The following is a 22,860-nucleotide window of genomic DNA, read 5'->3' on the forward strand; positions in this document are numbered from 1 at the left end:
CGCAGATCAATACCGCGCGGCCGAACGGCGTTTCCCGCCCTTCCTCGCGAAGGCCCTGAGGGCCTTCTTCCCGGCTTCATTCAATTCGCCCTTGGAGTGGAGTCAGCAATCCGAAACTGGCAAGGTAGTCGCGCGCGACGGCTGCGGGTCCGTTCACGAGCCGGATCGCGGCCTTCGCTGCGCCCAAAGCAAAAGTCAGGAGGTGTGAAGGGTTACCCGATCTCTATCTGGAGTTCGCCAGGCGCCTCGATGCCGGCGACACTGTGATCACCTTCAACTACGACACGTTGTTGGAGCGGGCTCTGGATACGGTCGGCAAGCCCAATCGCCTGTTTCCGACTCGCCTCAAGGACGTCAGTGAATTCGGCGGCATCGTCGATGATAGCCGCGATGAAGTCGTCGTGCTGAAAGTCCACGGCTCCATCGACTGGTTTGACCGCACAGATTTCGAACGCCGGATCGCATGGCACGAGAAGCAGAAGGCGCCCCCGCCCGAGGACATCATATTCTCGCATGATAAGGCCCTGGGTTTGGAGCGCCTGATCGACGGCCCTCACCATAATTCGGACCCGCTCAGAAATGTCTACCGCGCGCGGAACCTCAAGGCGCTGCACGCTAAGAACCTGCTGTTCAGGGCCACGCCGCGCATGCTGCCGCCGTCCACGACCAAACTGCTCTACGCCACCAGCCTGAACGATTTCTGGTCGGACATGGGAACACCGGCTACTACAATTTCGGCATGGCTATCATCGGGTTTTCGCTCCCCGCACAGGACGAATATCCGCGGCAAATCCTCTACGGCCTCGTGACAAACTATCAGCGCCACAACTGGGATGGAGACGAACTCGGCCGCAAAAAGACCCCACTCGCCATTGTCGACTTTTTTCCGGATGCCGCCTCTGAGGAGCGCTTCCGCGAGCGATATCGTTTTGTGAATTGGTCCCGTGCTGATGTCAGCGGAAAAGGCTTCGACCTTGCCGCGCTGGACAAGGTGTTCGCGTGAGAGTGACCTGTCAGGGATCTCACCCGAATGAGCCGAAGCTGCGGAAGCGGGTTCGTGGCAAAGCCATAGAGTTCGGTCCGGCGGTGGCCGGAAGCAGACAGGAGAGCAAAACGTCGTCGGCTAGTTTGCGGATGTTGAGGTTTGCGGCGATGATCGCCGCAAGAGGCCAAAACGGCAAATCGCTGCCCCTCGCCAGTTTCGCATTTTGATATGTTATTGCATATCGATTGCAATCATTGATCTGCTTTTACATATCAGACCACGAGTCGGTCCTTGAAATTTGATATGTTTTCACATATCCTACAAGGTAGATGATATGTAGAAGTATATCGACATGAACTATGAGATCGAAGATATCGTTGCGGCGCTCAAATCAGCGCGCGAAGCGAAAGCCTTAAGCCAGCGCGACCTCAGCGCGCGCGCCGGAGTACCGCAAAGCCATATCTCCAAGATCGAAGGCGGCAAGGTCGACCTACAACTCTCCAGCCTGATTCAGTTGGCGAGATTGCTCGACCTCGAAGTGAAGCTGGTGCCTAAGAAAGCAATCCCCGCCGTGGAAAGCGTGGTGCGCTCAACCGCATCGCAGACGCCCAGCAAGGAAACCGCGAGCACTCTGAACAAACTGCGTCAGGCTGAGACCGTCACGGAGACGCTGCGCAAAGCGCTACCCGATGACTCGGAACTGCATCGCGCGTCGACGGTTCTGAGGGAGCTCCGCAGCTTCCCCCTTCAATTGCAACTGCCCGACTTCCAAGCGCTCAACAAGGCGCTCAAGCCGTTCGACGAGTTGCAGCGGTCCTTGGCACAAAGCAAGGTGTTAGAGGAGGCGATAGGCAGGATCATGACGACTCCTGAGACGTTCGACAGGCTCCGCCATGCAACGACATCCCTGCAAGAGTTGCGCAACCGTCTCGTTCACGCTCCCAGTGCAACGATAGCCGGCCCGAAACCTGCTTACGATTTAGATGACGACCATGCCTGACGTATCTGTCCTCGACGTCGCCTTATATGGGAGCAAGATTGGCACGCTCACGCTCCTGCAGGGTGATCGCTCGATTTTTGCATTCACCCAAGACTACATCGACGACGACGGACGACCGACCTTGAGCCTCTCCTTCAAGGATGATCACGGCGCGCTCATCACCGAGCTGCCGGCGACTCAGACGCGGGTGTTGCCGTTCTTCTCAAACCTGTTGCCAGAAGGCCCCTTACGCAAATATCTCGCCGAGCGCGCAGGTGTGAAGGAAGTGCGCGAGTTCTTCTTGCTGTGGGTGCTGGGCCGCGATCTTCCCGGCGCCGTGACCATCACGCCGACCAACGGAGACGCGTGGCCACCCACCAGCGACGCCGCCGGCGGAAGTGAACGCGAACAAAAGGAAAAGGCGCTGCGATTTTCGCTCGCCGGCGTCCAGCTCAAATTTTCCGCTGTCCGAAACAAGGGCAAAAACAGCGGTCTCGTTATTCCGGCTAAGGGCGTCGGCGGCTCGTGGATCGTCAAGCTGCCGGCGGAGCGCTTCGATGGCGTACCGGAGAATGAATTCTCGATGATGACGATCGCCTCTCGCATCGGCATCAATGTTCCTGAAATCGACTTGGTCGACGTCGACTCCCTGGAGGGGCTTCCTGAAGGGCTGGGGCGATTGCGCGGCGACAAGGCTTTCGCCATTCGCCGTTTCGATCGGAACGGCGAAGCTCTCGTGCATATCGAGGATTTCGCGCAGGTCTTTCGCCGCTACCCCGACGAGAAGTACGAAACCGCGAGCTATCGCAACATCGCCACGGTTCTTGGGATCGAAACGAATGAGGACAGCATCGCCGAATTCATCCGGCGGCTGGTCTTCTGCACGCTGATCGGCAATGCCGACATGCACCTCAAGAACTGGTCGCTGATCTATTACGATCGCAGGTCGCCCGCCCTCTCACCGGCCCACGATCTCGTATCGACCATCCCCTACATTCCGGACGAAACGGCGGCGCTGAAATTCGCCCGCACCAACAAGGTGAGCGAGTTCAACGAAGACGAACTGCGTTATCTGGCGGCCAAGGCGCGCCTGCCCGAGAAACTGGTACTCGACACAGCGCACGATACGGTCACGCGCTTCCTCGAGACATGGCAAGCCGAGAAGAAGAACCTCTGGCTTGCGCCGGATGTCATCGACGCGATCGATCGCAACGTGGCGATCGTGCCGCTCGTCAAGGAAGGCATCGGGTAGGGCTCAAGAACACGGCTCGCAGGAAATGTCGGGGAGGGTGCCGCATCGCAGGCTGTGGATCAGGTGAATAAGGGAACCGATACTTTTGGAGTGAATAGACCCGTTTCTATATCTTTGACCCATGAATCTTAGAACTTCAGTTCAAATCCCCAAACCAGGTGACTTCGGCAGCTTTCAACGCAAGTCGAAAGTCTTATTCGAGCACGTTCTAAACGATCCGAACGTCAAGGAGTACGGAACGACCGGACAGGCTCAGGACGGTATCGATCTGCTCGGCGTGCGGCGGTCGGAGGCACCTGACCATTGGGTCGGCGTTCAGTGCAAGCTGACCATAAAGGCTGAAAGACTGAAGAAGGGAACGGTCAGCAAGGAGGCGACGAAGGCGCTGGAAATCAAGCCCGCCCTAAAGGAGTTCATCGTCGTCACCACCGCCGAGGATGACGTAGCGATGGACAAGAAGGCGGCGGAATTCACGGACGAACAAGCAAAGCTCGGTCAGCGACGGCGATGGCGATGAAGCTGCCCGAGGCTGCGATGGCACCGCCCTCCATGAAGACATGCGGCGCATAGGCGTCAAAGAAATACCACCACCAGAAGAAGGCCGGCGGCGGATAGAGAGGCAGCCCGGCGACCTCGAACCAGGGCGAACCGAGCTGCCCCTGGAAGCCGAGCCGCCACGCCGTCCATTGCGTCGCCGCCCAGACCGCGACGAGCACGATAGTAAACACGACGATGATCTGACCCCAGAGGACTCGGGTGGCCGACACGACTTCGCTGACCTCGCTGCGCCGACTGAAAATGTCGAGGAAGGGCAAGGAAAGCGCGGGATTCAACCGGATTTGGCCGGCCTGTCGTAGCGCAGCGAAGGCGTCGCGGAAATTACTTGCACTTTGCGACGCAGGAACCGCCGACCGGCCGCCGCCGACGATTGGCATAATATGCCATACGTGCTAAGGTCGGCATTGGAATCGAGAGTAAGGCTCCTGTCATGCCAACGCGCAACGTCGTCCTGACCGATCATCATGAAGAGGTCATCGACCGGCTGGTGAAATCCGGCCGCTATCAGAACGCGAGCGAGGTCATGCGCGAGGGGCTGCGTATGATCGAGCAGCGGGAAGAGAGGGAGGCCGCCAAGCTCAAGGCGCTGCGCGAGGCCGCCCATGTGGGCTTCGCCGATCTCGATGAAGGCCGGTATCTGGACTTCGCCTCGGTCGACGAACTCGAGGAGCACCTGACCCGTGCCACCGAGGATGCGCTGGCGTCCGGGGCGCGCTGAGCCGCATGCCCCGACAGCGATGGAGAGTCCGCCTCACCGCGGCCGCCGAGCGGGATGTCCTGGGCATCGTGCTTTGGACGGCCGAGCATTTCGGCGCTGAGCAGGCACGCCGCTACAGGGCAACGATCTTCGCGGCTTTGCGCGATCTCGATGACGGCCCAGACGCGACGGGAACGCGGGTCCGCGCCGAACTCGGCCGCAATCTGCGCTCCCTGCATGTTGCGCGGCGCGGCCGGCGTGGTCGTCACATAATCCTGTTCACCACCTTCGACAATGCACGCATCGAGATCGTCCGCATCCTCCACGACAGCAGGGACCTCGCGCGGCATCTGCCCGCGGATCGTAACGAGGAATAGGCCGGTCCTCAGCCGCACATGGTCACAGCCCAAGACCACGCTTGCACCCGAAGGACCAGTTCACGCCGCCATCACCGCGGGTAATACCGGATATATGCTGGCCGATGTGCCTTTCGATCGACGGCGTCCAGGGCACGAGCTTGAAGCCGAGGCCCCCATCTGGTCCAGGAGCCTCGATCATGGCGAAGCGGCCGGAGGAGAACGCGAAGCGCTGGCGATAGGTGCCGGCGACATACTCGCCGGCGGCGGCTTGCTGGAACGGCATGTTCATCTCGGCGGTGAGTTTTTGGCCGAGCGCGTCGAGCTCGCGCTGACGGAGCGTGGCGAGCAGGTTGCGGGCAAAGACGATGCGCTGGCCTTCGCGCCGCGCCAGCCCTTCCTCGATCAGATGCTCGGTGCGCGCTTCCATCGCCTGTTTCACCTCGAGGCCGAAGCCGCCGCCAAGATCTCCCGGATCTCTGGCGATGAGCTGACGGTCGAGCCAGGTGGCGCCGTCGGCCGTGGTCTGCGCCGCGATCGAGAGGTCGGAGCGGACGGCGAGCGCGACACGCCGCTCGCCCTTGGCATCCTCGAAGCTGCGCAGCTCGACGATGGAGCCAGGTGCACCGTCGCCGGCCGCCTCGATGTCGGACAGCTTGATGTGATGCGTGCGGCCGTCGATGCCGTCGACGACGGCGTAAGCCGTGCCGCGCAACTCGTCGTCGAGACCGCGCTCGACCAGCCGGCCGATGACGGGCAGGCCATGCGTCTCGCCGGCGAGGACATAATCAGCCACGCCACGCCCGATGCCCTGTTCCGACAAGGCCCGGTGCATGCGCTTGATGATGTCATCATGCTGGCCGAGCTCGCGCAGCGTTGCTTCGGCCTCGTCGGTGATGATCCATTGGCCAGGACCGATGGCCTCCGAAAGGCCGAGCCGTTCGAGATGGCGCAGCCGCCCGACCTTCTGGGTAAGGTAATCGTCGGGCTGGCGGTCGGGTGACGGCGCGACGTCGATGACGCGGTGCTCGTTGGCGTCGCGGGCAAGCTGGCGGTCGAGGTGTGTCCAGCGCTCGACCTCGATCTGGCGATTGAGCGCGCGGCTGATATCGAGATCGGTGCGCGGTCCGAGCTCCAGCGTGACGAGATCCTGCGCGCGGTCGCGCATACCGCTCTTGATGTAGTCGCGATCAATGACGAGGTCCTGGCCGTCGTCGGTGCGGCCGCGCACGATGACATGGACATGCGGGTTGTCGGTGTTCCAGTGATCGACAGCGACCCAGTCGAGTTTGGTGCCGAGATCCTTCTCGGCTTGTGCCATCAGCTCGCGGGTGAAGCGCTTCAGGTCCTCCATGTCGGTGGCATCTTCCGGCGAGACGATGAAGCGGAAATGATGCCGGTCGTCCTTGCAGCGCTCCGTGAATTCCTTGGCGTCGGCGTCGTCGGTCTCCGGGCCAAACATCTTTGCGCGCTCGCCGTCACGGGTGACGCCGTCGCGGCGGAGATAGTTGAGGTGCCGGGCGAGCGGACCGCGCTCGCCCCTGTTGCGCATGACGAGCGCCTTGACGGTGCAGAGGCGCGTGCGGCTGGTGATGAGGCGATTGGCGCGAATGCTCGCCGTGCGGCCACGCGCGAAATGCGGCCCGCGCCCGGAGGTGATCTTGCCCGAGCGCGAGACGCGCCCGCCGGCCTTGTGGGCGGCGGCAAGCGCCTGGGCGACCTTCCTCCAGTTCGGCGATGATCTTGTTGGTGATGTCGTCGTAAAGGCTCGTGCGGTCTGAGCCGGCGCGAGCACTGCGGTCATGTCTGGCCATCGGGGAATGTCTCCGCGACGGGCGCCGGAAGCCTTTCTTCCGACCCCAACCCGTCACGGGAAATCGGGCCGACCTCTCACTCTACAGGGAGCGTTGCGGGGCGCTCCCCGCAGAAAGGGGTGTGCCGGCGACCGCGGCGCCGGCCAGGGGGAAGGCATTCCCCTATAAATCATCCTCCAACCGCCGCCACCCGCGACAAAGAATTCAGATTCATGCGCTGTCGGTGCTGATGCCCTTCGCGCCCGTAGGGTGAAACCCCAGACTAAAGTGGATTTCTATGCTGGGGAGCCATTGCGGCGAGGGCAGAAAATTAAGTGATTTCCGTTAGTTAAGTGGCGCGCCCGAAGAGATTCGAACTCCTGACCCCCAGATTCGTAGTCTGGTGCTCTATCCAGCTGAGCTACGGGCGCGCAGTGGGCGGTCCGAGAACTGCCCGCGAAGCCGATCCGAAGAACCGGCCCCGAATGTGAGGTGCTACCTAGCGACTGGCCGCGCGAAATGCAAGCCGTCGCGGACGAAAACTTTCGACGCTGCGGAAAGCTCCAGAATCCCGGGCCCGGCGGCGGACGAGCCGCCGAAGAGCGCCCAGCAGGGCACGGCCCGCGCGCTTTGAGATCACAGCCACTCCAAGCCTTCCGGGGATGGCGCGGGAAGGGCATGGGCCGTTCGTCGGCAAATCACGGCGTCGCGGCGCGCTACCGATCGAACGGGCAAGGGCGAGCCCTCAACGGCTTCGGCAGGGTTCACGCCGGACGGCGCATGGCCGAACGCGCCTCGTCGAGGCTGACTGGCTGGTCGGGGATCACCACGGCGAAGACCGTGCGGCCGCCGACGCTTTCCACAAGCTCGATAGTACCGCCATGGGCGCGCACCAGCTCGTTGGCGATCGCCAGGCCGAGGCCGGTGCCGCCGCTGCGTGCCGAGCCGCGGAACGCGGCGAAGAGGTTCTCCCGCGCCTTCTGCGGCAGGCCCGGCCCTGTGTCGTCGACGAGGATGCGGCTCACGATGCCCGAACGCTCGGCCGAAACGGTGAGCCGCCGCACCACCGCGCTCTCGCGGTTGGCGCTCATGGCCTCGACGGCGTTGCGGCACAGATTCGTCAGCACGCGGAACAGATGCTCCGAATCGGCGTCGACCTCGAATTCGGCGTCGACGGCGTTGTCGAACTCGATGCCCGCGGCCGGATCGATGCCGAGCAACCCATAGACGTCGTCCACCAGCAGCCGCAGGCGCAGCCGGCGGCGCATCGGCGGAGGTTCCTGCGTGCGGCCATAGGCGAGAACGCCCTGCGAATAGGCGACCGCGCGGTCGATGGCGCGCACGAGCTTGGGCGCCACCGCCTGCACGGTCGGATCCTTCACCAGCGCCAGGCGATCGGACAGCAACTGGGCCGAAGCCAGGATGTTGCGCATGTCGTGATTGATCTTCGACACGGCAAGACCAAGATCGGCGAGGTGCTTCTGCTCCGAGAACGTCCTCTGGAGCTGCATCTGCAGCCCCGCCAGTTCCTTCTCCGCGACGCCCAACTCGTCACGCCGGTCGCTCGGCCGGATGATCCGGGACGGGTCGCTGGGAGCCTCGGCGAACCACAGCATCGAGTGGCGCAGGCTCCGGATCGGCCCGATCATCAGCCGGTTTATTGCCGTGAAGACAAGGGTGGCGGTGATGAACGAGATGAGCAGCGACAGGATGGCGATGTTGCGCGCATAGATGAGCATGGCCTTGCGCAGCTTGTAGTCGGCGATGATCAGCTCGAACTCCTTGTCGCTGTCGCCGACCCTGCCGAACACGCGCACCATGCGCTTGCCGCCGAAGAGCATGGTGTCGAGCGCCTCGACCATCGCCCTGCCCGCGCCGATGCCCGCGATGTCGACATGCTCGTCGACGGCGGGAGGCATCTCGGTCACGGCCAGCAGCCGCGAGACACCGGCGTCGCGCACGGCGATCGCCTTGGCGCCCACCGCCTTCAACAGGCCGTCCTGGACAGATCGGGGCAGTTCGACCGGCTCGCCCTGCATCAGGACGACGCTGACGGCCGCAGCCGTGCCCAGACGTTCCTCGAGCCAGCGCAGGCGGAAATTGGCTATCGACGGGATGAAGATCAGCACCTCGGCGATCATCACGAACAGCACGGTGAGCAACAGGAGCTTCGTCGACAGGCGACGAACGAGCGGGACCCGCCTGGCGATCAGCGCCGCCCCTTGCGACTGGTCCGTCATCAGACGCGCCCTCCGAACTCGTTTCGCGACGCCTGCTTGCCAGACGCGGCAACTTCCGTCAGCCGAAAACCCTGAGGAAACGCACGAGACGGCGCACCATCGGGTTTCGCGTTGCAGCAAGAAAATAGGTAATCGCAGCCCGTTTGCCAATTTCGCTCATCGTCGGATAGGGCGGGATATGTGCCGCGACGTCGCGAAGGCTCATACCTTTGGAGAGAGCGAGCGTCCAGAAGCCGATCATCTCGGCTGCATTGGCGCCGACGATGCCGACGCCGAGGAGTTTGCCCTTCCGACCGATCATCAGCTTGATATGCCCCCTGGTCCTGCGCTCGGCCTGGGCGCGGTCGTTCTCGGCATAGGGCCAGCGCAGGACCGTCACGGCGCCGTGCGCCTTCCGCGCCTCGGCCTCGGTCATGCCGACGACGGCCAGTTCCGGATCGCAGAAGGTGACCCGGGGGACGGCGCCCATGGCGACACGGCCGAGACTTCTGAACAGCACCTGCTTGGCGACCAGCTTGGCCTGATGCCCAGCGACATGGGTGAAGCGCGCGCCGGTCACGTCGCCGACGGCATAGACGCGCCGGTTGGTGGTGCGCAGCCTGTGCGAGACCTTTATGCCGCTTTCATTGACGGCGATGCCGGCCTTGCCTAGGTCGAGGCCGTCGACATTGGCCTTTCGGCCGGTCGCCAGCAGCAAATGCGAGCCTTCGATGGTTTCCCTGCCGGCTGCGCCTTCCACGATGACGCGAATGCCGCCGCCCTCGCCCGGCTCGACGGCAACGACGCTGGTGCCAGCCCGCAGAACCACGCCCTCGGCGCGCATCGCCTCCAGCACGATGCCGACCAGTTCCGGATCCTCGTCGCCGAGGGGCTCGGCCACCTCGATGATGGTGACGGCCGAACCCAGGCGGCGATAGGCCTGCGCCATCTCGATGCCCATCGCGCCGGCGCCGATGACGATCAGATGCTCCGGTCGCTCGGTCAGATCGAACAGGGTTTCGTTGGTCAGATAGGGCACCCTATCGAGACCGGGGATCGGCGGGATCAACGGCGACGATCCGGTCGCGACGACGAAGCGGCGGGCACGCACCTCGACGTCGCCGGCGACGACCGTGCGGCGATCCTCGAAGCGCGCCTCGGCCTTGATCACCTTGATGCCGAGCGCGGTGAAGCGCTCGGCGGAATCGTTCGGCGCAATCGCCTCGATGACCTCGCGGATGTGCCTGTTGACCTTGGCGAAGTCGACGCTGGCCTTGCCGGACCGTATGCCGAATGCGGCGCCTCGGCCGAGTTCGTGCATATGACGCGCCGCCGCGATCATCGCCTTGGATGGCACGCAGCCGTAGTTCAGGCAATCGCCGCCCATCGGCCCCTTCTCGATCAGCACGACCGGCGCCCCGAAGGCCGAGGCGATAGCCGCGACCGTGAGGCCGCCGGAGCCGGCTCCGATCACGCAGATATCGGGAGTGAGGACGGTGGTCACGTCGAAGGTTTCGTCATGAGGAAGGGTCTCTCGGCGGCTCGGACGCGAAAGGCCCCGACGCTATTACGCCGCTCGCCGCGCCGCGGCTACCCTTATCACGACAGCGACGAGAGCGATAAGGGTCAGGCAGGCGAGCGCCGCCACGATCTCGGGCGTGACCAGATCGGAAAGCGCTGCGTCGCGCCCCGCACGCTGCGCCGCCTCCACCACGCTGTCGAGACCGTTGCCCAGCGAGGCATAGGCGAAGGCGCCCGGCAGGATGCCGATGGCAGTCGCAGCAACAAAGGTGCGCGGCCGTACCTTGAACAGGGCCGGGGCCACATTGACGACGCAGAAGGGGATGAATGGGGCAAGCCTGAGGACCAGGAGATAGCCGAAGGCGTTGCTCTCGAAGCCACAGGCCAGCCGGTCGGCGAAGCCCGCCACCCGGCCGCGCAAGCCTGTTCCGCAGGCCGAACGCGCGGCGAGGAAGATGAGGGCGGCTCCGACCGTCGCGCCGACGGCAGCGGAGAGACCGCCGACGAGCCACCCGAACAGGCCGCCGCCCAGGATCGTCAGCATGGTGGCGATCGGGACGGACGCGGCGGTGACGATCACGTAGAAGGCGACAAAGCCTGCAAGCGACAAAAGGTAGTTGCGGTCGACATAGGTCTGAAGGGCGTCGCGGCTCTCCGCCACAGAGGCGAGCGACATCTGACTATACCATCCCCTGGCATAGGCGACCGCAATCACGGCGGCGATGACGCCGATCGGCAGGAAGCGCCGCAACCGCCATCTGTCGCCTGAGCCGGCCGCAACACCGGCCCCGACATGCGCCGTCACCTCGTTCATATGCGTTTGGATCCCGGTGCCCAGTTCCTGCCGCCCTTCGCTGCCGATCTGCAGCCTCGTCTCGTGCCTTTGTTTCGCCATCCCAGATGGTCGATCCGGACACCGCAGGCAAGCGCCTCGACGCTGCCCTCACCGGGTTTTGACCGGAAACAAGCCTCCTTCACCCTTTCGTTACCGGCAATGACGTCATATTTCCTCCCGACATACGGGAATTGACTCCTCAGAACCTTCTACTTATAAGCCGCACACGCTCGGGCCGATGGTCCGGCGCAGTTTCGATTGCGCACAGACCGGGCCGGCGACGCTCCTGCTCATCAGAGTCAGAATGAAGAAGGGCCGCACACCGCGGTATCAAATAAATGAAGCGCACCTATCAACCGTCCAAACTCGTCCGCAAGCGCCGGCACGGCTTCCGTGCCCGCATGGCCACCAAGGGTGGCCGCGGGGTGATCGCCGCACGCCGCAATCGCGGTCGCAAGCGGCTCTCCGCCTGAGAAGCGGCACCTTGCCGGTGACCGGCAAGCCGCCGCAACGACTTCGCAAACGCGCGGAGTTCCTGGCCGTCCGGCGCGGTGAAACGCGTCGCGGGCGGCTGTTTCTGCTGGAAGTGCTGGATCGTGGCGAGGCCGGCGCAGCGCGCGTCGGCTTCACTGTGACGAAAAAGGCCGGCAACGCCGTCCAGCGCAACCGCATCAGGCGCAGGCTCAAGGAAGCGGTCCGTCTCCATGCCGCAGGTGACATGGCGCCGGGCAATGATTATGTGATCGTCGGGCGTAGCGAGATCCTCTCCGCCCCCTTCGGCCAGCTTGCTGCCGAATTGAGACGGCGTATCCGCGACAAGCGGCAAGGTCCCAGGTCCACCGATGGAAAACAACCGTAACTTCTTCATCACGATCGCACTTTCCGTGCTGATCCTGACGCTCTGGCAGGTGTTCTACGTGAGCCCGCGCGTCGAAACGCAGCGCGAAGCCGCGCGTATCGAGGCCGAGCAGCAGAAGAAGGATGCGCCCGCGACCACGGGCGCCGAAACCCATCCGCAGGCGACCGTTCCGGGCTCGGCCCCCGTCGGCATACCCGGCACGGACGGCGCGACCGCGACGACGCGCGAGGCCGCCCTCGCCACGAGCCAGCGCGTGGAGATCGACACGCCGCGTCTATCCGGCTCGATCAATCTCACCGGCGGACGCATCGACGACATCCGCCTCAAGGACTACCACCTGACGATCGACAAGACGTCGCCGACCATCGAACTGCTCAACCCCTCCGTGCTGCCGAACGGACAGTTCGCCGAGATCGGCTTCGCCGGCAACGACGCCACGGGCGCGGTGCCCGGCGCCGACACGGTCTGGACGGTGGAAGGCAAGCCGATGCTGACGCCGTCGACCCCGGTCGCGCTCACCTACACCAACGACAAGGGCCTGACTTTCAAGCGCACCATATCAGTCGATTCAAACTACATGTTCACGGTGTCGGACACGGTGACCAATGCGGGCGCCGCACCCGTATCGCTATCGAACTACGGCCGCGTGACGCGTTTCGACAAGCCGACCCATGCCAGCGTCTATGTGCTGCACGAGGGATTGATCGGCGTCACCGGCGAGGAAGGGCTGCAGGAACTCAGCTACTCCACGATCGAGGATGACCAGCAGGTCATCCCCGGCAAGTCCAACGATGGCTGGCTCGGCATCACCGACAAATACTGGGCAGCCACGCTGGTGCCGTCGACCAAGCAGCCGTTCCAGCCGCGCTTCTCCTATTTCGGCGACAACGGCAGGCCGCGCTACCAGGCCGACTACCTGACCGATCCGATCACCGTCGCCGCCGGCCAGTCGGCCACGATCGAGACGCTGGTCTTCGCCGGCGCCAAGGAAGTCGCCACGATCGACGCCTATGAGAAGGAGCGCGGTATCCGCCAATTCGAGCTGCTGATCGACTGGGGCTGGTTCTATTTCATCACCAAGCCGATGTTCTGGCTGATCGACACCCTCTACAAGATGCTCGGCAATTTCGGCCTGGCGATCCTCGCCACCACCGTGCTCGTCAAGGCCGTCTTCTTCCCGCTCGCCAACAAGTCCTACAAGTCCATGGCGAACATGAAAAAGGTGCAGCCTGCCATGCTCGAGATCCGCGAGAAATACGCGGACGACAAGATGAAGCAGCAGCAGGCGATGATGGAGCTCTACAAGAAGGAGAAGATCAATCCGGTCGCCGGCTGCTGGCCCGTGCTGATCCAGATCCCTGTCTTCTTCGCGCTCTACAAGGTGCTCTACATCACCATCGAGATGCGGCATGCGCCGTTCTTCGGCTGGATCCAGGATCTGGCCGCACCGGATCCGACCTCGCTCTTCAACCTGTTCGGGCTGCTGCCCTTCGCCATGCCGGAATATCTGCATATCGGCGTCTGGCCGCTGATCATGGGCGTCACCATGTTCCTGCAGATGCGCATGAACCCGACGCCGCCGGACCCCACCCAGGCGATGATCTTCAACTGGATGCCCGTCATCTTCACCTTCATGCTGGCGAGCTTCCCGGCCGGCCTGGTCATCTACTGGGCGTGGAACAACTCCCTCTCGATCCTGCAGCAGGGCGTCATCATGAAGCGCCAGGGCGCCAAGATCGAATTGTGGGACAATCTGGTGGGTATGTTCCGAAAGAAACCAAGTCCGGCCGAATAATCTGTAAGCTTGAAGCCCCGGCCCGCCCGGGGCTTCGCTTGTCGGAGCGTCGCGCGTCCATGCCGCCGGCGTGATACGCTGCGGCATTCTCGATGCGACGGGGGCCGGCGGCCCCGGAAGGAGCGCCATGACCGGCCCGAACCCTGCGGTAAAGCACCCGATCCCGATGCATCCACGGGTCGGTTTCCTCAGGCCGCTCGCGGCCGACCGGGAGAATGTCGAGATCGGCGAGTTCACCTATTACGACGATCCCGCCGGGCCGGAGCATTTCCTCGACAAATGCGTCCTCTACCACTACCCGTTCGTCGGCGACCGGCTGGTCATCGGCAGGTTCTGCGCGCTGGCGGAGGGCGTCAAGTTCATCATGAACGGCGCCAATCACACCATGTCGGGCTTCTCCACCTATCCCTTCAACATCTTCGGCCATGGCTGGGAGCAGGGTTTCGACCAGACGAGTTGGGAAGCGGAGAACAGGGGCGACACGGTCGTCGGCCATGACGTCTGGATCGGCATGAAAGCGACGGTCATGCCCGGCGTGTCGATCGGCCACGGCGCCATCGTCGCGGCCAGGGCGGTCGTCGGCCGCAACGTGCCACCCTATGCGATCGTGGCGGGCAATCCGGCCGTCACGGTCAGGCGGCGCTTCGACGACGCCACGATCAACCGCCTGCTGGCGGTCGCGTGGTGGGACTGGCCGATGGAGAAGATCAGCCGCAATCTCGACGCCATTCGCGGCGCCAATATCGGGCAACTGGAGGCGGCGCGATGAGCGGGATCGACATCAGCGAGGATCTGTTCACGCGGTCGTGGGTCTTCATCCGCGGCGTTCCGGCGATGAAGTTCCTGCCGCCGGAAGGCCCGCCGGAGGTCGCCTTCGCCGGCCGTTCCAATGTCGGCAAATCCTCGCTGATCAATTCGCTGACCGGCCAGAAGGGGCTCGCCCGGACCTCCAATACGCCGGGCCGCACGCAGGAACTCAACTACTTCGTGCCGGACGGGTTCTCCGGCGAGACCGGCGACATTCCGCCGATGGCGCTGGTCGACATGCCCGGCTACGGCTATGCCCAGGCGCCCAAGGAGCAGGTCGAGAAATGGACGAAGCTCGTCTTCGACTATTTGCGCGGCCGCGCCACGCTGAAGCGGGTCTATGTGCTGATCGACGCCCGGCACGGCGTCAAGAAGAACGACGAGGAGGTGTTCAGCCTGCTCGACAAGGCGGCGGTCTCCTACCAGATCGTGCTCACCAAGACCGACAAGATCAAGGCTGCGGGCGTGCCGCGACTGATCGACGAAACGCTGGCGAAGATCCGCAAGCGCCCGGCCGCCTTTCCGGCCGTGCTGACGACATCGTCGGAGAAAGGCGCCGGGCTGGAAGAGCTGCGGACCGCGATCCTGCTCGCCGCGAATGGCGGCTGAGGCGCGGCACGCCATTTTTGATCAGGCGGCGGGCCTGAAGGTCAGCGCCACGCCGTTGATGCAATGCCGCATCCCCGTCGGCGCCGGGCCGTCGTCGAATATGTGGCCCAAATGGCCCCCGCACCGCCGGCAGTGGCATTCCGTTCGAGCCATGAACAGCGAATTGTCTTCCCGTGTGCCGATGGCACCGGGCACGCAGTCCCAGAAGCTCGGCCAGCCGGTGCCCGATTCATATTTGGTCTCGGAGGAATAGACCGCAAGGTCGCAGCCGGCGCAGTGGAACAGGCCCTTGCGTTTTTCCTCAAGCAGCGCACTGCTGCCGGGACGCTCGGTGCCTTCCCGGCGCAGCACGTCGTATTGCGCCTCCGAGAGCATCTTTCGCCATTCGGCGTCGGTCCTGGTTACCTCGAAAACCTCGGCAAGCGCGACGTTCGTTCGGCCCGCACGCCAAAGAGCAGCGGCGCCCATGAGGCAGATGGTAGCCGTGGCACCCCCCGCTACGAGATCGCGACGCTTCATCAGTGCGTCTCCTTCAATGCAAGGAAATAGGATACTGCCGCGGAACGATCCAGAGGCAGATTCTGCGAACGTCCTGATTTCGCCACGTGCCCGAAGACCGGCCCACGTTCGAGGTTCATCGCGAGAACCCGAACTCCGCCCCGGCCGCCGAAGCTGCGGGGCGGAGTCTTGCCGTGTGATCGGTTCGCAGTCGCCGCCCCAGACCCGGCTTACATCTTCGGCAGCAACACCCTGTCGATCACATGGATGACGCCGTTCGACTGCTCGACGTCGGCGATCGTGATGTCGGCCATGTTGCCGTTCTCGTCCGTGATCATGATCCTGCCGCCGCCGTCGTGTTTCGCGGTCCAGACGCAGCCGCCGACCGTCTTGACCGGATGGGCGCCCTTGTCGGCATCGACCATGCTGACGATATCCTTGGCGAAGGCCTTGGCCGGCACCACGTGGCAGGTCAGGATCTTCACCAGCTGATCCTTGTTCTCGGGTTTCAGCAAGGCTTCCACTGTGCCCTTGGGCAAAGCGTCGAATGCCGCGTCGGTCGGGGCAAGAACCGTGAAGGGGCCGGCGCCCTGCAGCGTCTCGACTAGTCCCGCGGCCTTCACCGCGGCGACAAGGGTCGTGTGGTCCTTCGAGTTGACGGCGTTCTCGACGATGTTCTTGCTGGCATACATCGGCGCGCCGCCGACCTGCGGATTCGCCGCATAGGCGACCGAGGCCCCAGCCGAGAAGATAGCGGCACCGAAGAGGACGGAGGCAATAAGGCGGTTCATTGTCATGTTCTCCTTCATGGAAGCACCCATCGGGGTACACGTCAGGAGATACGGATCGCACGGACAGCAAGTTTCATAATAATACTCAATTGTCTATATTGAATACCAATTCTAAGAAAATCAAAAAATACCCCACAAAGAGGCATCAGATACTTCTCTGAAATCTACCAAATCTTGCCAGCAGAGAGCCGACAAATCGTCACATCTGCCTAAGGTCTCCCGCTGCGACAACCGGGCCGGTCGGCTGCCCGGTCGGCGAACCGCCGGCCGGCTCGGCGCTGACGGCCAGGATTGCGCCTGCGGCCAGCCTGGCGCGAGCCGGTTCGGCGACGGCCAGGCGCGCTGTCGCCGCGGCGGGGATGACCCCGATCGACACCGGCGCGTTGCTGCCTTCGATCATCCACAGCTCGAAGTCCTTGCCTGGCGCACGCTCGCCCGAGAGCTGCGACAGGCCGATGTCGCCACGCCCGGCATCGTAGACGGCGAGATACCGCACGTCGCTGCCATCGGCGGAGAGCGTGGCGGCCAGAAGCGACGACGGCGCCTCGGCCGGCGGGCGAACATAGGGGACCGCGAGGTAGATCGCGAGCGCTGCGACGGCCGCCGCCGCAAGTACGCGCCAGAAGGCGAGGCTCGACCACAGGCCACCCGGCCGGTCCGGTGCCTCTTCTGCGGCGGCCTCCGGTTCTTCGGCGCGTGCCGGAACCGCGTCCTGGAACAATCGCCGGTCGATGGCCGCCTTGAGGGCGGCAGGCGGCTCCGTCTCCGGATAGGCGGCCGCGAGCGGAGCGAACTGGACCTCCCAGCCGTCGACGAGGCGCGCGAAGTCGGGCTCGTTGTCGATGCGTGCCGACACGATCTGTCGCTCGTCCTCGGGCAGGACGCCCAGAACATACTCGGCGGCGAGGATCTCGTCGCCTCCGCGCTCCGGTCCGTTTTCCTCCACAAGCGTCATCGCTCGAGGCATTCCCTCAGTTTCATCAGGCTGCGCCGCAGCCAGGTTCGCATCGTGTTCAGCGGCACGCCGTGGCGTTCGGCGAGCTCGGCATAACTCTCTCCCTTCAGATAGGCACCGCGCACGGCCGCGGCCCGATCCTGCTCGAGTTCGTCGAGGCAGTCATGGATGCGCCTGCTCTCGTCACCCGCGATCGTCTTCGCCTCCGGTCCGGGAGCCGGGTCGGCGACATCGAGGGCCGCATCGATAACGCTCGCCGGCTGCTTTCTGGCCCGGATACGATCGATTGCATGGTTGCGTGCCACCGCAACCAGCCAGGAGATCGGACTCAAATCCGAAACGGCGAAGCGGTCCGCCTTCATCCAGATCTTGACATAGACTTCCTGCAGCGCCTCCTCCGCCTCGGCACGGTCGTTCAAGACACGCAGGCACACGCCAAAGAGTTTCGCACTGGTCTGTCGGTAAAGCGCGTCGAAGGCGGCCCGATCCTTCATCGAGATCCTGACGATCAGCTTTGTGACGTCTTGTGGGGCCATCGACACCAAATTACGGCTTTGCCGTATATTTTCAATCGAGAACATAACCCTCGCCGGGTAAACACCGTGTGGCCATCCGCTCCGGCTGCACTAGATGGCCTAGTGCCGTGTGGCGGCTACAGCGGAAATTGCAGGAAAGGGAGAGAGGATGTCCTTGCGCAACCAGTTGATCGGCCTTGTTTCGGTCGCCGCGATCTGCTTCGGCCCGGCCGATGCCGCCGAGATCTCGATCGTCACCGGATCGGTCGGCGACGACCTCGGCCAATTGCAGGCACAACTCAAGGGATTCGAGCAAAAAAGCGGCCATATAGTGAGGGTGGTGACCACGCCGCCGTCATCCAGCGAACAGTTCACGCAGTTCCGCCTTTGGATGGCCGCCGGAAGCCCGGATATCGACGTCTATCAGATCGACGTCGTCTGGGCACCGCAACTCGCCCAGCACTTCGTCGATCTGTCGCCTCACGTGCCGGATGCCGCCAGCCAGCATTTCGACGCGATCATCCGATCCCAGACAGTGGACGGCAAGCTCATCGCGCTGCCGATGTTCGCGGATGCGCCGGCGCTCTATTACCGCCGGGATCTCCTCGAGAAGCATGGCGAAAAGGTACCCGCCACATGGGAGGAACTGGGAGCCGTTGCCTCAAGGATCGTCGAGGCGGAACGCGCGGCGGGAGACCGCCGGCTGTGGGGATTTGTGTTCCAGGGCGCAGCCTATGAGGGCCTCACATGCAATGCGCTCGAATGGATCGCCTCGCATGGCGGAGGTGAGTTCGTCGAGGAGGACGGAAGCATTTCCGTCTTTAACGAGCACGCGATCAAGGCCCTGGAGACTGCGCACTCGTGGATCGGAACGATCGCGCCGGAGGGGGTCCTGTCCTATCAGGAGGAGGAGTCCCGCGGCGTCTGGCAGACGGGCAATGCGGTGTTCATGCGCAATTGGCCCTATGCCTACGCCTTGAGCAACCGCGACGATTCCACCGTGAAGGGCAAGTTCGCGGTGACGACACTGCCGGCCGGAGAGGGAGGCCGTTCGGCCGCCACCCTGGGCGGCTGGAACCTCGGCGTGTCGCGTTATTCGCAGCATCAGGACGCCGCCATCGAACTGGTCGAATTCCTCACCTCGGAACAGGCACAGAAGCAGCGGGCGCTGCTGAGTTCGCGGCTGCCGACGCGGCCGGCGCTCTACGACGACCCTGATATCGCAAGCCGCCAGCCGATCATCCCGCAGTGGAAGGCGGTTCTGGAGAATGCGGTGCCGCGCCCCTCGGCTGTGGTCAAGGCCAAATACAACGAATTTTCCTCGCAGGTCTGGACCGCCGTCCACAATACGCTCGCCGGCAAGGGAACCGCCGCGGACAATCTTGAACTGCTGGAGGTTCAACTCACCCGGCTGCAAGGCGGCAGTTCCTGGTAGGGCGGCGTGCGGACTGCTCTCCTGACATCGCGCCGCGAGCGCAGGCGGATCGCCACCGCATGGCTTTTCGTGGCACCGATGCTGTTGGTGCTCGCCGCCGTGGCCGCCTGGCCGCTTGGCCGAACCATCTATTTCAGCTTCACCGATGCTTCGCTCGGCAGCCTCGACCAGGCGGCATGGATCGGCTTTCGCAACTATTACGACGTCGTCACGCTGTCCAGCGGAAGAGCCTTCCGTTCCGGCCTGCTGGCCGACCCCGTCTGGTGGACGGCAGTGTGGAACACCATCCGCTTCGCCGCGATCTCGGTTTTCTTCGAGACCGTCTTCGGAACGATCATCGCACTCGTGCTGAACGCCGAATTCAGGGGGCGCGGCCTTGTGCGCGCGGCCGTCCTCATCCCATGGGCCATACCGACGATCGTCTCGGCCCGGATATGGGCCTGGATGATGAACGACCAGTTCGGTATGATCAACGATCTCCTGCTTCGGCTTTCGCTTATCGACCGGCCGGTCGCCTGGACCGCCTCGCCGGACACCGCACTGATGGCCGTGCTCGTCGTCGACATCTGGAAATCCACGCCCTTCATGGCGCTTCTCATCCTCGCCGCGTTGCAGATGCTGCCGGCGGACATCTATGACGCGGCCCGCCTCGACGGGGCGCGTCCCACCACCGTGTTCTTTAGGATCACCCTGCCTCTCATCCGTCCCGCGCTCGTGGTGGCGATCATTTTTCGAACCCTCGATGCGCTGCGGGTGTTCGACGTGATCTACGTGCTCACGCCTAACAACGAAAGCACCAAATCCATGTCGGTGTTTGCGCAGGAAAATCTCTTCGCATTCGACAAATTCGCCTATGGCTCGGCCGCCTCGACGTTGCTTTTCCTCGTGATCGCGCTCGTCACGGCCGTCACCATCACGGCGAGCCGGCTGCGGCTCGGCGAGGAGCGATGGGCATGAGCGGGATCGCCAGGACGGCCGGCTTCTATCTCCTTGTCGGCGTCATCGTGCTGCAGGCCGTATTTCCGTTCTATTATGCAGTGATCACGTCGTTCAAATCAGGCGCCGCGATCTTCGACGTCGACTACTGGCCGGTGACATTCTCCCTCGGCAACTACCTCTCGGTAATGACGCAGGGGCCATTCGCCCGCAACGTGCTGAATTCGATCCTGGTCTCCGGCATGGTCGTCATCTTGTCGCTGGCCGTTGCCGTCACGGCCGCCTATGCGCTGGCGCGCATCCGTTTCCGGGGCCGCACTCTCCTGCTCATGACGATCCTGTCCGTATCGATGTTTCCGCAGATCGCAGTGCTGGCGGGGCTGTTCGAGGCTGTGCGCGCGCTCGGCCTCTATAATTCGCTGTGGTCGCTGGTGCTCGCCTATATGATCTTCACGCTTCCGTTCACGGTCTGGGTCCTGACGGCCTTCATGCGCGAGCTACCCGTCGAGATCGAAGAGGCGGCGATCATGGACGGCGCTTCGCCGCTCACCATCGTGCTGCGCATCTTCCTGCCTCTAATGCGGCCCGCGATGGCAGCGACGGGCCTGCTTGCCTTCATCGCGGCCTGGAACGAATTTCTATTCGCATTGAGCTTCATCTCGACGGATGCGCGCCGCACCGTCCCCGTGGCGATCGCGTTCCTGTCCGGGGCCACGGCATTCGAGATCCCGTGGGGCAACATCATGGCCGCTTCGGTCATCGTCACCGCGCCGCTGATCGCGCTCGTGCTCGTCTTCCAGCGCAGGATCGTTTCGGGGCTGGTTGCCGGCGGCGTCAAGGGCTGATGCCGGCGCGCAGGTCTCGTTGCCAAAGCCGCCGCCGCCCGATAGCCTTTCCCGTGTGGCGGGGGGTATCGGACCATGTCGATCGAAAGGCTGCTGTGGGAAGAGGATGCGACGACGCTGGCCGATCTCGTCCGTAGGGGCGAAGTTTCGCCGATCGAGCTTGTCGATGCAGCCATCGCCAGGGCCGAGCGTGTCAATCCCGAGATAAACGCCATCGCGGAAGAGACCTTTGAGCGAGCGCGGGAAAGGGCGAAGACGGTCGACCGCGGCGCACCGCTTGCCGGCGTGCCCTTCGCCATCAAGGATCTGGGCATCGCCCAGAAGGGCGTGCCGACCCATGGCGGCAGTTGCATTCCGGCCTTCGTGCCGGATTTCGATTCCGTGCTCACCGAGCGGTACCTCGCCGCAGGGCTGATCCCGATCGCCACCAGCACCACGCCGGAGCACGGCCTGCGCCTGATGACGGAATCAGCGGCTTTCGGCATCACCCGCAACCCGTGGAACACCGGCCACACGACCGGAGGCTCGTCGGGCGGCGCGGCCGCGCTTGTGGCAGCCGGCGTCGTGCCGGTCGCCCATGCCTCCGACGGCGGCGGCTCGATCCGCGTGCCGTCGGCCTGTTCCGGGCTGGTCGGGCTCAAGACGTCGCGCGGGCGCGTGCCGCTGTCGCCGCTGGTCTCCGAATCCTGGTACGGCTTCGTCGTCGACCACGCCGTCACCCGGTCGGTCCGCGACAGCGCCGCCCTGCTCGATCTCACCCACGGGCCGGATCCGCTGGCGCCCTATGCGGCACGTCCCCCGAAAGGCACTTTCAGCGACGCCGCGGCGCGCGAGCCCGGACGCCTGAGGCTCGCGGTCTATCGGCGCTCCCCGCTCGGACTGGAGATTTCCGCCGAAACGCTGGCCGCGCTCGACACGGCGGTGGCGCTCGCCCGCGAGGGCGGCCACGACGTCGAGGAGATCGACCTGCCGATGATCGGCCGCGACTTCATGGCCGACTTCGCCATGTCGGTCTGCTCGGCCGTGGCCGGCACCATGCGCATGGAGGCGCTTCGCGTCGGCCGCCCGGTCCTCGGCGAGGTCGAGCGCGCGACGCGGGTGCTCGCCCGCTTCGGCGAGCTCATGTCCGCCGGCGAGGTCTATGAGACGCTGGAGCGGCTGCATGCCGCGTCCCGCAAGCTGATCATCGAAACCGCTTCCTATGACGCCGTGCTGATGCCGATCATCGCACATCCGCCGCTGCCTTGCGGAGCGATGGACGCCAAGGGTTCCGACGCGTTCACCGAGAACATGCTCGACAGGCTCCGCCTCACCCGGATGCTCAAGTTACGCACCTTTTTCGGCCAGTTGCTGGACCAGAGCCTGTGGTTCACGCATTGGCCCTCGATCCAGAACGTCTCCGGCCAGCCCTCGATCGCCATGCCGGTCCATGTCACCGCCGCCGGCCTGCCGCTCGGCATCCAGGCGGCCGGCCGGCCAGGCGACGAGGAGACACTTTTGTCCCTCGCCGCGCAGATGGAGAAGCTGTCGGGCTGGACGAAGCGACGGGCGCCGCTGATGAAGCCGGAGTGAGACGCGGCTCAGCCCTCCGTAGCGTTGCCCGCCATCGCGTTTCCCGCT

At 64.0% G+C, this 22,860-nt stretch carries 24 protein-coding genes, 1 tRNA gene and 1 pseudogene; 16 read left to right on the top strand and 10 right to left on the bottom strand.

Translation table 11 applies throughout. The features are described from left to right. The first annotated feature begins 263 nt into the window (after positions 1-263). The 5 genes from JN280_RS38340 to JN280_RS38360 all read left to right on the top strand — a co-directional run bounded on the left by JN280_RS38340 (position 264) and on the right by JN280_RS38360 (position 3,733). Positions 264-809: an SIR2 family protein gene (locus tag JN280_RS38340; RefSeq protein ID WP_202309369.1), complete on the top strand. Its 546-nt coding sequence runs from the start codon at positions 264-266 to the stop codon at positions 807-809. Further along, positions 806-1,003 carry a hypothetical protein gene (locus JN280_RS38345; RefSeq protein ID WP_202309370.1) on the top strand — a complete coding sequence of 66 codons (198 nt, stop codon included), beginning with the start codon at positions 806-808 and terminating at the stop codon, positions 1,001-1,003. The genes JN280_RS38340 and JN280_RS38345 overlap by 4 nt, the downstream gene beginning before the upstream one ends. A gap of 334 nt (positions 1,004-1,337) precedes the next feature. After that, positions 1,338-1,985 carry a helix-turn-helix domain-containing protein gene (locus tag JN280_RS38350; protein WP_202309371.1) on the top strand — a complete coding sequence of 216 codons (648 nt, stop codon included), beginning with the start codon at positions 1,338-1,340 and terminating at the stop codon, positions 1,983-1,985. Continuing rightward, positions 1,978-3,216 carry a type II toxin-antitoxin system HipA family toxin gene (locus JN280_RS38355; RefSeq protein WP_202315317.1) on the top strand — a complete coding sequence of 413 codons (1,239 nt, stop codon included), beginning with the start codon at positions 1,978-1,980 and terminating at the stop codon, positions 3,214-3,216. Before JN280_RS38350 ends, JN280_RS38355 begins: the two co-directional genes overlap by 8 nt. Positions 3,217-3,337: 121 nt before the next feature. Then, positions 3,338-3,733, top strand: coding sequence for a hypothetical protein (locus JN280_RS38360; protein WP_202309372.1), 396 nt, complete (start codon positions 3,338-3,340; stop codon positions 3,731-3,733). On the opposite strand, the pseudogene JN280_RS38365 reads toward JN280_RS38360, so the two are convergent. Then, positions 3,714-3,983 (bottom strand): annotated as a pseudogene (locus JN280_RS38365) (conjugal transfer protein TraG); the annotation flags it as partial. The gene JN280_RS38360 and the pseudogene JN280_RS38365 overlap by 20 nt on opposite strands. 221 nt (positions 3,984-4,204) lie before the next feature. Between JN280_RS38365 and JN280_RS38370 the strand changes: the two are divergent. Next, positions 4,205-4,492, top strand: a complete 288-nt coding sequence (locus JN280_RS38370) for a type II toxin-antitoxin system ParD family antitoxin (protein ID WP_202309373.1) — start codon at positions 4,205-4,207, stop codon at positions 4,490-4,492. Between the two features lie 5 nt (positions 4,493-4,497). Then, positions 4,498-4,848: a type II toxin-antitoxin system RelE/ParE family toxin gene (locus JN280_RS38375; RefSeq protein ID WP_202309374.1), complete on the top strand. Its 351-nt coding sequence runs from the start codon at positions 4,498-4,500 to the stop codon at positions 4,846-4,848. 22 nt (positions 4,849-4,870) lie between these two features. On the opposite strand, the gene JN280_RS38380 is transcribed toward JN280_RS38375, so the two are convergent. From JN280_RS38380 to JN280_RS38400, 5 genes are all read right to left on the bottom strand, one after another. Beyond that, the gene (locus tag JN280_RS38380; protein ID WP_202309375.1) at positions 4,871-6,631 is read right to left on the bottom strand and encodes a relaxase/mobilization nuclease domain-containing protein; all 1,761 of its coding nucleotides are present in this window, start codon (positions 6,629-6,631) and stop codon (positions 4,871-4,873) included. 343 nt (positions 6,632-6,974) lie between these two features. Then, positions 6,975-7,051: transfer RNA gene (locus tag JN280_RS38385), tRNA-Arg, on the bottom strand. A gap of 333 nt (positions 7,052-7,384) precedes the next feature. Next, positions 7,385-8,860 carry a sensor histidine kinase gene (locus tag JN280_RS38390; RefSeq protein WP_202309376.1) on the bottom strand — a complete coding sequence of 492 codons (1,476 nt, stop codon included), beginning with the start codon at positions 8,858-8,860 and terminating at the stop codon, positions 7,385-7,387. A gap of 58 nt (positions 8,861-8,918) precedes the next feature. Next, positions 8,919-10,343, bottom strand: coding sequence for a dihydrolipoyl dehydrogenase family protein (locus JN280_RS38395; protein WP_202309377.1), 1,425 nt, complete (start codon positions 10,341-10,343; stop codon positions 8,919-8,921). 63 nt (positions 10,344-10,406) lie between these two features. Then, positions 10,407-11,255, bottom strand: coding sequence for a TVP38/TMEM64 family protein (locus JN280_RS38400; RefSeq protein WP_244742715.1), 849 nt, complete (start codon positions 11,253-11,255; stop codon positions 10,407-10,409). 278 nt (positions 11,256-11,533) lie between these two features. Here JN280_RS38400 and rpmH point away from each other — a divergent pair, with 278 nt between their 5' ends. From rpmH to yihA, 5 genes are all read left to right on the top strand, one after another. After that, positions 11,534-11,668 (top strand): 50S ribosomal protein L34, encoded by a 135-nt coding sequence (rpmH, locus tag JN280_RS38405; RefSeq protein ID WP_011579721.1) that lies wholly within the window; start codon positions 11,534-11,536, stop codon positions 11,666-11,668. An 11-nt stretch (positions 11,669-11,679) separates the two neighbouring features. Continuing rightward, entirely contained in the window at positions 11,680-12,054 is a 375-nt protein-coding gene (gene rnpA, locus JN280_RS38410) for a ribonuclease P protein component (protein ID WP_202309378.1), read from the top strand. Continuing rightward, on the top strand, positions 12,038-13,849 hold the full coding sequence (gene yidC / locus JN280_RS38415) for a membrane protein insertase YidC (protein ID WP_202309379.1): 1,812 nt from the start codon (positions 12,038-12,040) through the stop codon (positions 13,847-13,849). The genes rnpA and yidC overlap by 17 nt, the downstream gene beginning before the upstream one ends. Before the next feature lie 127 nt (positions 13,850-13,976). Beyond that, positions 13,977-14,618, top strand: a complete 642-nt coding sequence (locus JN280_RS38420; RefSeq protein WP_202309380.1) for a CatB-related O-acetyltransferase — start codon at positions 13,977-13,979, stop codon at positions 14,616-14,618. Beyond that, complete coding sequence (gene yihA, locus JN280_RS38425; protein ID WP_202309381.1) at positions 14,615-15,265, top strand: ribosome biogenesis GTP-binding protein YihA/YsxC; 651 nt, start codon at positions 14,615-14,617, stop codon at positions 15,263-15,265. The genes JN280_RS38420 and yihA overlap by 4 nt, the downstream gene beginning before the upstream one ends. A gap of 21 nt (positions 15,266-15,286) precedes the next feature. On the opposite strand, the gene msrB is transcribed toward yihA, so the two are convergent. The 4 genes from msrB to JN280_RS38445 form a co-directional block, all read right to left on the bottom strand. Then, entirely contained in the window at positions 15,287-15,784 is a 498-nt protein-coding gene (msrB, locus tag JN280_RS38430) for a peptide-methionine (R)-S-oxide reductase MsrB (protein ID WP_202309382.1), read from the bottom strand. Between the two features lie 209 nt (positions 15,785-15,993). After that, positions 15,994-16,554: a fasciclin domain-containing protein gene (locus tag JN280_RS38435; protein ID WP_202309383.1), complete on the bottom strand. Its 561-nt coding sequence runs from the start codon at positions 16,552-16,554 to the stop codon at positions 15,994-15,996. Between the two features lie 199 nt (positions 16,555-16,753). Further along, positions 16,754-17,509: an anti-sigma factor gene (locus JN280_RS38440; RefSeq protein ID WP_202309384.1), complete on the bottom strand. Its 756-nt coding sequence runs from the start codon at positions 17,507-17,509 to the stop codon at positions 16,754-16,756. Next, the gene (locus tag JN280_RS38445) at positions 17,506-18,045 is read right to left on the bottom strand and encodes a sigma-70 family RNA polymerase sigma factor (protein ID WP_202309385.1); all 540 of its coding nucleotides are present in this window, start codon (positions 18,043-18,045) and stop codon (positions 17,506-17,508) included. Before JN280_RS38445 ends, JN280_RS38440 begins: the two co-directional genes overlap by 4 nt. A gap of 148 nt (positions 18,046-18,193) precedes the next feature. Here JN280_RS38445 and JN280_RS38450 point away from each other — a divergent pair, with 148 nt between their 5' ends. From JN280_RS38450 to JN280_RS38465, 4 genes are all read left to right on the top strand, one after another. Continuing rightward, positions 18,194-19,459 carry an ABC transporter substrate-binding protein gene (locus tag JN280_RS38450; protein ID WP_202309386.1) on the top strand — a complete coding sequence of 422 codons (1,266 nt, stop codon included), beginning with the start codon at positions 18,194-18,196 and terminating at the stop codon, positions 19,457-19,459. 78 nt (positions 19,460-19,537) lie between these two features. Beyond that, the gene (locus JN280_RS38455) at positions 19,538-20,416 is read left to right on the top strand and encodes a carbohydrate ABC transporter permease (RefSeq protein ID WP_202315319.1); all 879 of its coding nucleotides are present in this window, start codon (positions 19,538-19,540) and stop codon (positions 20,414-20,416) included. Next, positions 20,413-21,240 (top strand): carbohydrate ABC transporter permease, encoded by an 828-nt coding sequence (locus tag JN280_RS38460; RefSeq protein ID WP_202309387.1) that lies wholly within the window; start codon positions 20,413-20,415, stop codon positions 21,238-21,240. The genes JN280_RS38455 and JN280_RS38460 overlap by 4 nt, the downstream gene beginning before the upstream one ends. 75 nt (positions 21,241-21,315) lie before the next feature. Next, a complete protein-coding gene (locus JN280_RS38465) occupies positions 21,316-22,812 on the top strand; it encodes an amidase (protein WP_202309388.1) in 1,497 nt (498 codons plus the stop codon). Positions 22,813-22,860: the final 48 nt, after the last annotated feature.

Source organism: Mesorhizobium sp. L-8-10 (assembly GCF_016756635.1).
In the GTDB taxonomy this organism is placed as follows: Bacteria; Pseudomonadota; Alphaproteobacteria; order Rhizobiales; family Rhizobiaceae.